At 68.5% G+C, this 8,180-nt stretch carries 8 protein-coding genes; all 8 read left to right on the top strand.

Annotation, left to right across the window (positions count from 1 at the left end):
- The first annotated feature begins 112 nt into the window (after positions 1-112).
- Genes VGT00_08620 through hrcA form a run of 8 tightly spaced genes read left to right on the top strand, consistent with a single transcriptional unit; the run spans position 113 to position 8,025 of the window.
- On the top strand, positions 113-1,048 hold the full coding sequence (locus VGT00_08620; protein HEV8531467.1) for a UDP-glucuronic acid decarboxylase family protein: 936 nt from the start codon (positions 113-115) through the stop codon (positions 1,046-1,048).
- On the top strand, positions 1,045-1,974 hold the full coding sequence (locus tag VGT00_08615; protein ID HEV8531466.1) for an NAD-dependent epimerase/dehydratase family protein: 930 nt from the start codon (positions 1,045-1,047) through the stop codon (positions 1,972-1,974). Before VGT00_08620 ends, VGT00_08615 begins: the two co-directional genes overlap by 4 nt.
- Positions 1,971-2,141: a Trm112 family protein gene (locus VGT00_08610; GenBank protein ID HEV8531465.1), complete on the top strand. Its 171-nt coding sequence runs from the start codon at positions 1,971-1,973 to the stop codon at positions 2,139-2,141. Before VGT00_08615 ends, VGT00_08610 begins: the two co-directional genes overlap by 4 nt.
- Complete coding sequence (locus VGT00_08605; protein HEV8531464.1) at positions 2,123-3,202, top strand: NDP-sugar synthase; 1,080 nt, start codon at positions 2,123-2,125, stop codon at positions 3,200-3,202. Before VGT00_08610 ends, VGT00_08605 begins: the two co-directional genes overlap by 19 nt.
- A 35-nt stretch (positions 3,203-3,237) precedes the next feature.
- Positions 3,238-5,028 (top strand): translation elongation factor 4, encoded by a 1,791-nt coding sequence (gene lepA, locus VGT00_08600; GenBank protein HEV8531463.1) that lies wholly within the window; start codon positions 3,238-3,240, stop codon positions 5,026-5,028.
- 2 nt (positions 5,029-5,030) lie between these two features.
- Positions 5,031-5,708: a signal peptidase I gene (gene lepB / locus VGT00_08595; GenBank protein HEV8531462.1), complete on the top strand. Its 678-nt coding sequence runs from the start codon at positions 5,031-5,033 to the stop codon at positions 5,706-5,708.
- Positions 5,709-5,730: 22 nt separating this feature from the next.
- Positions 5,731-6,954 carry a radical SAM family heme chaperone HemW gene (gene hemW, locus VGT00_08590; protein ID HEV8531461.1) on the top strand — a complete coding sequence of 408 codons (1,224 nt, stop codon included), beginning with the start codon at positions 5,731-5,733 and terminating at the stop codon, positions 6,952-6,954.
- A gap of 21 nt (positions 6,955-6,975) precedes the next feature.
- Positions 6,976-8,025: a heat-inducible transcriptional repressor HrcA gene (gene hrcA / locus VGT00_08585; protein ID HEV8531460.1), complete on the top strand. Its 1,050-nt coding sequence runs from the start codon at positions 6,976-6,978 to the stop codon at positions 8,023-8,025.
- The last annotated feature ends 155 nt before the right edge of the window (positions 8,026-8,180 follow it).

Here is an 8,180-nt window from a genome sequence, read left to right as displayed (position 1 = left end):
CCCGTCATCTTCGACGCGCGCAACCTCTACGAGCCGGAGCGCATGCGCCGGCTCGGCTTCGAGTACCACTCCGTCGGACGCAAGCCCGTCCTGCCGGCCTGAGGGCGCCCTCGTGCGCGTCCTCGTCACCGGCGGCGCAGGCTTCATCGGCTCCCACCTCTGTGACTTCCTGCTGGGAAAAGGCTGCGAGGTGGTCTGCATGGACAACCTCCTCACGGGCTCCCTCGGCAACATCCGCCACATCCAGGATCCGCGCTTCGTGTTCGTCGAGTACGACGTCACGAACTTTCTCTCCGTCAAGGGCGATCTCGACTACGTGCTGCACTTCGCCAGCCCCGCCTCGCCCATCGACTACCTCGAGCTGCCCATCCAGACGCTGAAGGTGGGCTCTCTCGGCACCCACAAGGCCCTGGGCCTCGCCAAGGCGCGCGGGGCCAAGCTGCTCCTGGCCTCGACCTCGGAGGTCTACGGCGATCCCCTCGTGCACCCGCAGCGGGAGGACTACTGGGGCAACGTCAATCCCGTGGGACCACGGGGCGTCTACGACGAGGCCAAGCGCTTCGCGGAGGCCATGACCATGGCCTACCACCGCGTCCACGGGGTCGACTCCCGGATCGTGAGGATCTTCAACACCTACGGCAGTCGCATGCGCCTCACTGACGGCCGAGCGATACCCACTTTCATCAGACAGGCGCTGGCCGGCGAGCCCCTCACCGTCTACGGCGACGGCTCGCAGACCCGCTCCTTCACCTATGTCTCGGACCTCGTCGAGGGGATCTGGCGGCTCATGCAGGCGCCCGTCAACGACCCCGTCAACCTCGGCAACCCTCGGGAGATGACGCTGCTCGAGCTGGCCAAGCACGTGCTACGCGCCACCGGTTCCCGGAGCGAGATCGTCTTCCGGGCGCTGCCCACCGACGATCCCAAGGTGCGCCAGCCCGATATCGGCAAGGCGCGCCGCCTCCTCGGCTGGGAGCCCACCGTGGACCTCGAGGAAGGGCTCGCGCGTACGGTGGAGTGGTACCGTACGAGGGAGCGCGAGGCATGAAGATCCTCGTCACGGGCGGAGCCGGCTTCATCGGCTCCCACGTCGTGGACACCTTCCTGGCCGCCGGTCACGAGGTCGCCGTCGTGGACAACCTTTCCACGGGCAACCGCGCGTGGGTCAACCCCCGGGCCAAGCTCCATGCCGTGGACCTCCGCAGCGGGCGCCTGGCCGAGGTCTTCGCGGCCGAGCGACCCGAGGTCGTGGCCCACCTCGCCGCGCAGGCGGCGGTCAGCCGCTCGGTCACCGATCCGGTCTTCGACGCCTCGGTCAACGTGGGCGGCGGGCTCAACCTGCTCGACTGCTGCCGGCGCTTCGGAGTCCACCGTATGATCTATTCCTCGAGCGGAGGGGCGGGCTATGGCGACACCGACGTCCTTCCCACCCCGGAGACGCACCCCAGCCTCCCCATGTCGCCCTACGGCATCACCAAGGTCGCCATGGAGCTCTATGTCGGCGCATGGACGCAGATCTTCGGCATGAGCGGGATCTCGCTCCGCTACGCCAATGTCTACGGGCCGCGCCAGAACCACCAGGGCGAGGCGGGGGTGGTGGCCATCTTCTGCCACCGGCTTCTCACCGACCAGGCCCCGGTCATCAACGGGGACGGTGGGCAGACGCGCGATTTCGTCTACGTCGGCGACGTGGCCCGGGCCAATCTGCTCGCCCTCGAGCGTTCCGACGCCACGGGGGGCATCAATATCGCGACGGGCATAGAGACCTCCGTGAACGACATCTACGCCGGCATCAAGTCGGCGGCGGGCTCGAGCGTGGCCGCCCAGTACGGCCCGGCCCGTCCCGGCGAGCAGCGGCGGAGCTGCCTCGATCCCAAGCTGGCCGAGCGGATCTTCGGTTGGCGCCCGACCGTGACCCTCGATGAGGGCCTCACGAGAACCTATGACTTTTTCAGGAAGGAGCTTTCCCGATGATCGACGAGGAACTGCGAGCCATCCTGGCCTGCCCGGCCTGCAAGGGCGACCTGCTCTTCGAAGAGACGCGCATCATCTGCGCACGCTGCCGCAAGGCCTTCCCCATCCGCGACGGCATCCCTGTCATGCTGCTCAGTGAGGCGGAGCCCTGGACTCCGGCGCCCTAACGGCCGTCATCCTGGCCGGGGGCCAGGGTACGCGGCTCCGGCCGCTGACGAACTCCCGCCCGAAGCCCATCGTCCCGCTGCTGAACATTCCGTTCCTGGTCTATCAGCTGGCCTTGCTCAAGCGCCACGGCGTGAACCGGGCCGTGCTCTCCTGCTCGTTCATGGTCGAGAAGGTGCGGAAGGCGATGGGCGACGGGAGCCGCTGGGGGATCCAGCTCGACTATGCGGTCGAAGCCGAGCCGCTGGGGACGGCGGGAGGCGTGCGCAATGCGTCGGACCTCGTGAGCGGGCGCGTGGTCGTGCTCAACGGCGACATCCTCACCGACGCCGATATCACGGCCATGCTGCGCTTCCACGCCGAGCGCGGCGCCCGCGCGAGCATCTACCTGACGCCCGTCGAGGATCCCGGGCCCTACGGCCTCGTCGACCTCACCGCAGACGGCCGGGTCCGGCGCTTCATCGAGAAGCCGTCGGCGGCCGACCAGACCACGAACACCATCAATGCCGGCATCTACGTGCTGGACGCCTCGCTCCTCGAGCGCATCCCTCCCGCCCGCGTCGTCTCGATCGAGCGCGAGTTCTTCCCCGCCCTCGTGGCCGACGGCGTGCCCTTCTTCGGCTGGGTGGCGGGCGCCTACTGGCTGGATATCGGGAATCCGGAAAAGTACCGTCAGGCCCAGCTCGATCTCCTGGACGGCCGCGTGGCCACCGATGTCATGCCCGACGGCGGCGGCGCCTCCCGACGGTGGATCGCCGAGGACGTGGCCCTGGGCGCGCGCGTGGCCGCCTCCGCGCCCGTGGTCATCGGCGCGGGCAGCCGGCTCGAGCAGGACTGCCGCGTCGGCCCCGCCACCGTCCTCGGCCCCGGCTGCCAGATCGGACCCGCCGCTACGGTGGCGGGCGCCGTTCTCTGGGAGCGCGTCTCCGTGGGCGCCGGCGCGGTGCTGCGCGACTGCATCGTGGGAGCGGGAGCCCGCATCGGCCCGCACGCCCAGGTCGGCCCCGGCGTCGTGCTCGAAGATGGCGCCGTCGTGCCCTCGGGCGCGCACGTGGCCCGCTGACCCGCGGCGTTTCCGCGCGTGTTATCCTGAGAACGATGCCCACCGCGCGTATCCGCAACTTCTCCATCGTCGCCCACATCGACCACGGCAAGTCCACGCTGGCCGACCGGCTGCTGTCGCTCACGGGGACCATGGACGCCAAGAAGGCCGTGGGCCAGGTTCTCGACTCGATGGACCTGGAGAAGGAACGGGGCATCACCATCAAGGCGCACGCCGTGCGCCTGCTCTACACGGCCCGCGACGGACAGGAGTACACCCTCAACCTGATCGACACGCCCGGCCACGTGGACTTCTCCTACGAGGTCTCTCGCTCGCTCGCCGCCTGCGAGGGTGCGCTCCTGGTGGTGGACGCGGGCCAGGGCGTGGAGGCGCAAACCCTCGCCAACTTCTACCTGGCCTACGACAGCGGGCTCGAGATCGTCCCCGTCATCAACAAGATCGACCTGCCCGCGGCCGACGTCGAGGGCACGCGCGCCCAGATCACCGAGGCGCTGGGGCTCGACGGTGACGAGGCGCTGACCATCTCCGCCAAGCATGGGACCGGCGTGCCCGAGGTCCTCGAGGCCATCGTCACGCGTATCCCGCCACCCACCGGTGACCCCGCCGCTCCCCTCAAGGCGCTCGTCTTCGACTCCTTCTACGATTCCTATCAGGGCGTGGTCGTCTATATCCGGCTCATCGACGGCCGCGTGCGGGCCGGCATGCGCATCCTCCTCATGTCGAACGGCAAGATCTACGAAGTCCAGCAGGTCGGGGTGTTCGCCCCCGACATGCGGCCGGTGGAGGAGCTGTCCGCCGGCCAGGTCGGGTACTTGACCGCCTCGATCAAGCGCGTGGCCGATGCGAAGATGGGGGAGACCATCACGGACGTCCTGCGGCCGACGGCCCAGGCCTGCCCCGGCTATCGCGACGCCAAGCCCATGGTGTTCGCCGGTCTCTACCCGATCGAGGATACGGACTACGAGGGACTCCGGGACGCCCTCGAGAAGCTCAAGCTCAACGACAGCGCGTTCAACTTCGAGCCCGAGACCTCGCTCGCCCTCGGCTACGGGTTTCGCTGCGGCTTCCTGGGCATGCTCCACCTCGAGATCGTCCAGGAGCGGCTCGAGCGCGAGTTCAATCTCTCCCTCATCGTCACCGCCCCCAGCGTCCGCTTCCGCGTGGTCACCACCGAGGGCGAGACCATCGAGGTCGAGAACCCCTCGAAGCTGCCCCCCGTGGACAAGATCGAGCGCATCGAGGAGCCGTACGTCCGGGGCTCGGTGTTCGTGCCCACCGAGTTCATGAGCGAGATCTACAAGCTCGCCCAGGACAAGCGCGGCGAGCACAAGTCGCTCGAGTACCTCGGCAAGCGGTGCCACATCCAGTTCGACTTCCCGCTCTCCGAGATCGTGGTGGACTTCTACGACAAGCTCAAGTCGATCTCCAAGGGCTACGCCTCCTTCGACTACGACTTCCTCGAGTTCCGCGAGTCGGACATGGTCAAGCTCGACATCTTGCTCAACGGCGATCCCGTGGACGCCCTGTCCGTCGTCGTGCACCGGGACAAGGCCTACGAGAAGGGCAAGAGCCTGACCGAGAAGCTCCGCGGGGTCATCCCGCGGCAGCTCTATGAAGTCGCCATCCAGGCGGCCATCGGCAGCCGGGTGATCGCGCGCGAGACCGTCAAGGCCATGGGTAAGAACGTCACCGCCAAGTGCTACGGCGGCGACATCACGCGCAAGCGGAAGCTGCTCGAGAAGCAGAAGGAGGGCAAGAAGCGCATGAAGCAGGTCGGCAAGGTCGAGGTGCCGCAGGAGGCCTTCCTGTCCGTCCTCAAGAGCTGAGCATGACCATCAACGGCACCCAGACCCAGCCGGAAGAAACCCCGTCGCCCGCCGAGGCCGTCACCCCGGTTCGGCGCAAGTCCCTCGTCCGCGAGTACGCCGAGGCGATCTTCATCGCCGTGCTCCTGGCCCTGGTCATCCGGCAGTGCGGGGTCCAGGCCTTCACCATTCCGTCGGGCTCGATGATGGACACCCTGCTCGTGGGCGACTACATCCTCGTGAACAAGTTCCTCTACGGGGCCGAGCTGCCCCTCACGGACGCCCACCTGCCGGGCCTGCGCAAGCCGCGGCGCGGGGACATCGTCGTCTTCAAGTACCCGAACGACGAGAGCCGGGACTTCATCAAGCGCATCGTGGCCGTGGAGGGCGACACCGTGCAGGTGCAGGACAATCGGGTCATCCTCAACGGGCGCCTCCTCGAGGAGCCCTACGTGCGCCCGGGCTCCATCCCCGCCGTTCCCTCCACGCACTGCGGCTATCTCTACGCGTGTGATCCCCTCGTGGTCCCCGCGGGCTCCTACTTCGTCATGGGGGACAACCGCGACAATTCCCAGGACAGCCGCTACTGGGGCTTCGTCCATCGGGACAAGATCCGCGGCAAGGCCTTCCTGATCTACTGGTCCTGGAACGCCGAGAGCCATTGGCCGCGGTGGACGCGCCTCGGCCACTGGCTGCCGTAAGCAGCCGGCGGGCGAGACGGCGATGAGCGGGCTCGCGGCGTGGGTACCGCGGGCGAGGGTCCTCGGCGCGTACCTGCATATCCCGTTCTGCACTCAGCGGTGCGGCTACTGCTCCTTTAACACGGCGCCCGACGCGCCCGGGGCCGTCGCGCGCTTCGTGCCGGCCCTCCTTGGCGAGATCGATCTGGCCGCGAAGGCGCCGTGGGCGGCGGCGATGCGTCTCAAGAGCGTCTTCCTGGGCGGCGGCACGCCCTCCTTGCTGCCCCCCGAAGCCATGGCGGCGATCCTGGACCGTCTGCGCGCGCACTTTCCCATCGAGCCTTCGGCGGAGATCACCGTCGAGTGCAATCCCGAATCAGTCAGCGTCGAGCGGCTCACCGGCTACAGGAATGCGGGCGTCACGCGGATCAGCCTCGGGGTCCAGAGCCTCGACGACCGCATCCTGCCCTCGCTCGACCGGCTCCACACGGGGCGCCAGGCTCGCGAGGCTTTCGACGCGGCCCGGGCCGCCGGCTTTGTCGACGTGAGCGTGGATCTCATCTATGGCCTCCCGAAGCTCGACGTCCCGACCTGGGAGACCACGGTCAAGGGCGTGCTGGGCTGGCAGCCCGATCATCTCTCGGCCTATGCCCTCACCCTCGACGAGGGGAGCCTGTGGCATGCCAAGGGCGTGTCGGCAGGGCGAGTTGCAGGACGTGGTGGGCCTGGGGCCCCACCGTCCGAGACGAGCGAAAATCCAATACTCCTGCCGCCCGAGGAGACCGCGACCACCCAGTACCGGCGAATGACCGAGCTCGCGGCCGAGGCGGGCTTCGAGCACTACGAAGTGTCCAACTATGCCCGGCCCGGCCATCGCTCCGCCCACAATCAGATCTACTGGCGGGCCGAGGAGTACCTGGGCTTCGGGCCCGGGGCCTGCGGATTCCTGGGCGAGGTGCGCTATGCCAACGTCAAGGCCGTGGATCGCTGGGCGGCCATGATCGCGGCCGGAGAGGCGCCCGTGGGCTCACATGAGACCTTGACGCCGCGCCAGCGGATGGCCGAGCGGCTCATGCTTGGCTTGCGCCTGCGCGAGGGTGTCCCCGCCGAGTGGCTGGAGGAGCGGGTCGCCCTCGATGGCTCCCGCCTCCGCGGCGTGCTGGCCGCGTGGACCGAGCGCGGCCTCCTCGTTACCGAGGATGGACGGGCGCGGCTCACGGAGCCGGGCTTCCTCCTCTCGGACGCCCTCTTCATGGAGCTCCTGTGAAGATGTAAGATGAGCGATACCATGTCTGAGCCCGCGCTGGATCCGCGTCTGCGCCAGGTGCTGCTGGCCGTCATCGCGGAGTACGTCGAGACCGCCCAGCCCGTCGGCTCGCGCGCCGTGGCCCGCCGCCACGTCCGCGGGCTCTCGCCCGCGACCATCCGCAATGCCATGGCCGATCTCGAGGACATGGGCTTCCTCACGCACCCGCACACCTCGGCCGGGCGCGTGCCCACGGACAAGGCCTACCGCTTCTACGTCAATGCGCTGGGCGAGGTGCCGTGGAAGACCGCGCCGAGCGGCCAGAAGACCACGGAGGCGGCGACCGCTTCGGCGGACGGGGCCCAGCGGCTCATGGCTGAGACGCCCACCCGACTCTCGGACGGCACGCACATGACGGGGATGCTCCTCGCCCCTCCGCTCCGCCGCACGGCGCTGGACCGTATCGAGCTCGTCGGTCTGGGCGAAGACCGCGCCCTCGCCGTGGTGGTGACGGATACGGGCTGGGTGACGGCGCGCGCCCTCACCCCCCTGCCGCGGCCGAGCGTCGAGGAGCTGCGGGAGATCGGCCGGACGCTGACGCGCCGCTATCGCGGCAAGACCTTCCAGACCATCGTGGAGGACATCGAGCGCCCGGCAGATCCGCTCGACCCCCTTTGGACGCGGAGCGGCGGCCTGCTCGACCAGATCGTCGCGCTCCTGCGGGACCGCAATCTCTACATCAGCGGCGCCATCAATCTGCTCGACCATCCGGACCTGAGCGACGTGGGCACCATGCGCGGCCTCTTGCGGGCCTTCGAGGAGAAGGCGCGCCTCGTGGATCTCCTCACGCGGATGGCCGAGGAGCGCGGGGTCCAGGTCCTCATCGGCAGCGAGAATCCCGTGGAGGACATGCGCGAGTGCAGCCTCATCACCTCGACCTACACCTATCGCGGCCAGGTCCTGGGCGTGCTGGGCGTGGTCGGCCCGCGGCGCATGCCGTACGGAGACGTCATCTCGCTCGTGGACGAGACGGCCCGCCTCGTCTCGGACTCCCTTTCAAGGGTCCAACGCGAGCTTTACCTACCTGGTTAGCCGCCAAACCGTTCGGGGGTGTCTGCTATACTTTCTGTATCATGACTGACGCCGACGAGCTGTTCCCGACCGCCGAAGACGAGATCCAGAAGCTCCGCGAGGCGCTGGAGGCCAAGACCCGGGAGGCCGACGAGCAACGCGACCGCTATCTGCGG

It is taken from the genome of Candidatus Methylomirabilota bacterium (genome assembly GCA_036002485.1).
Lineage (GTDB): Bacteria > Methylomirabilota > Methylomirabilia > Rokubacteriales > CSP1-6 > AR37.
Note: the sequence above shows the minus strand (reverse complement) of the source record. Positions and strands in the feature narration are given on the sequence as shown.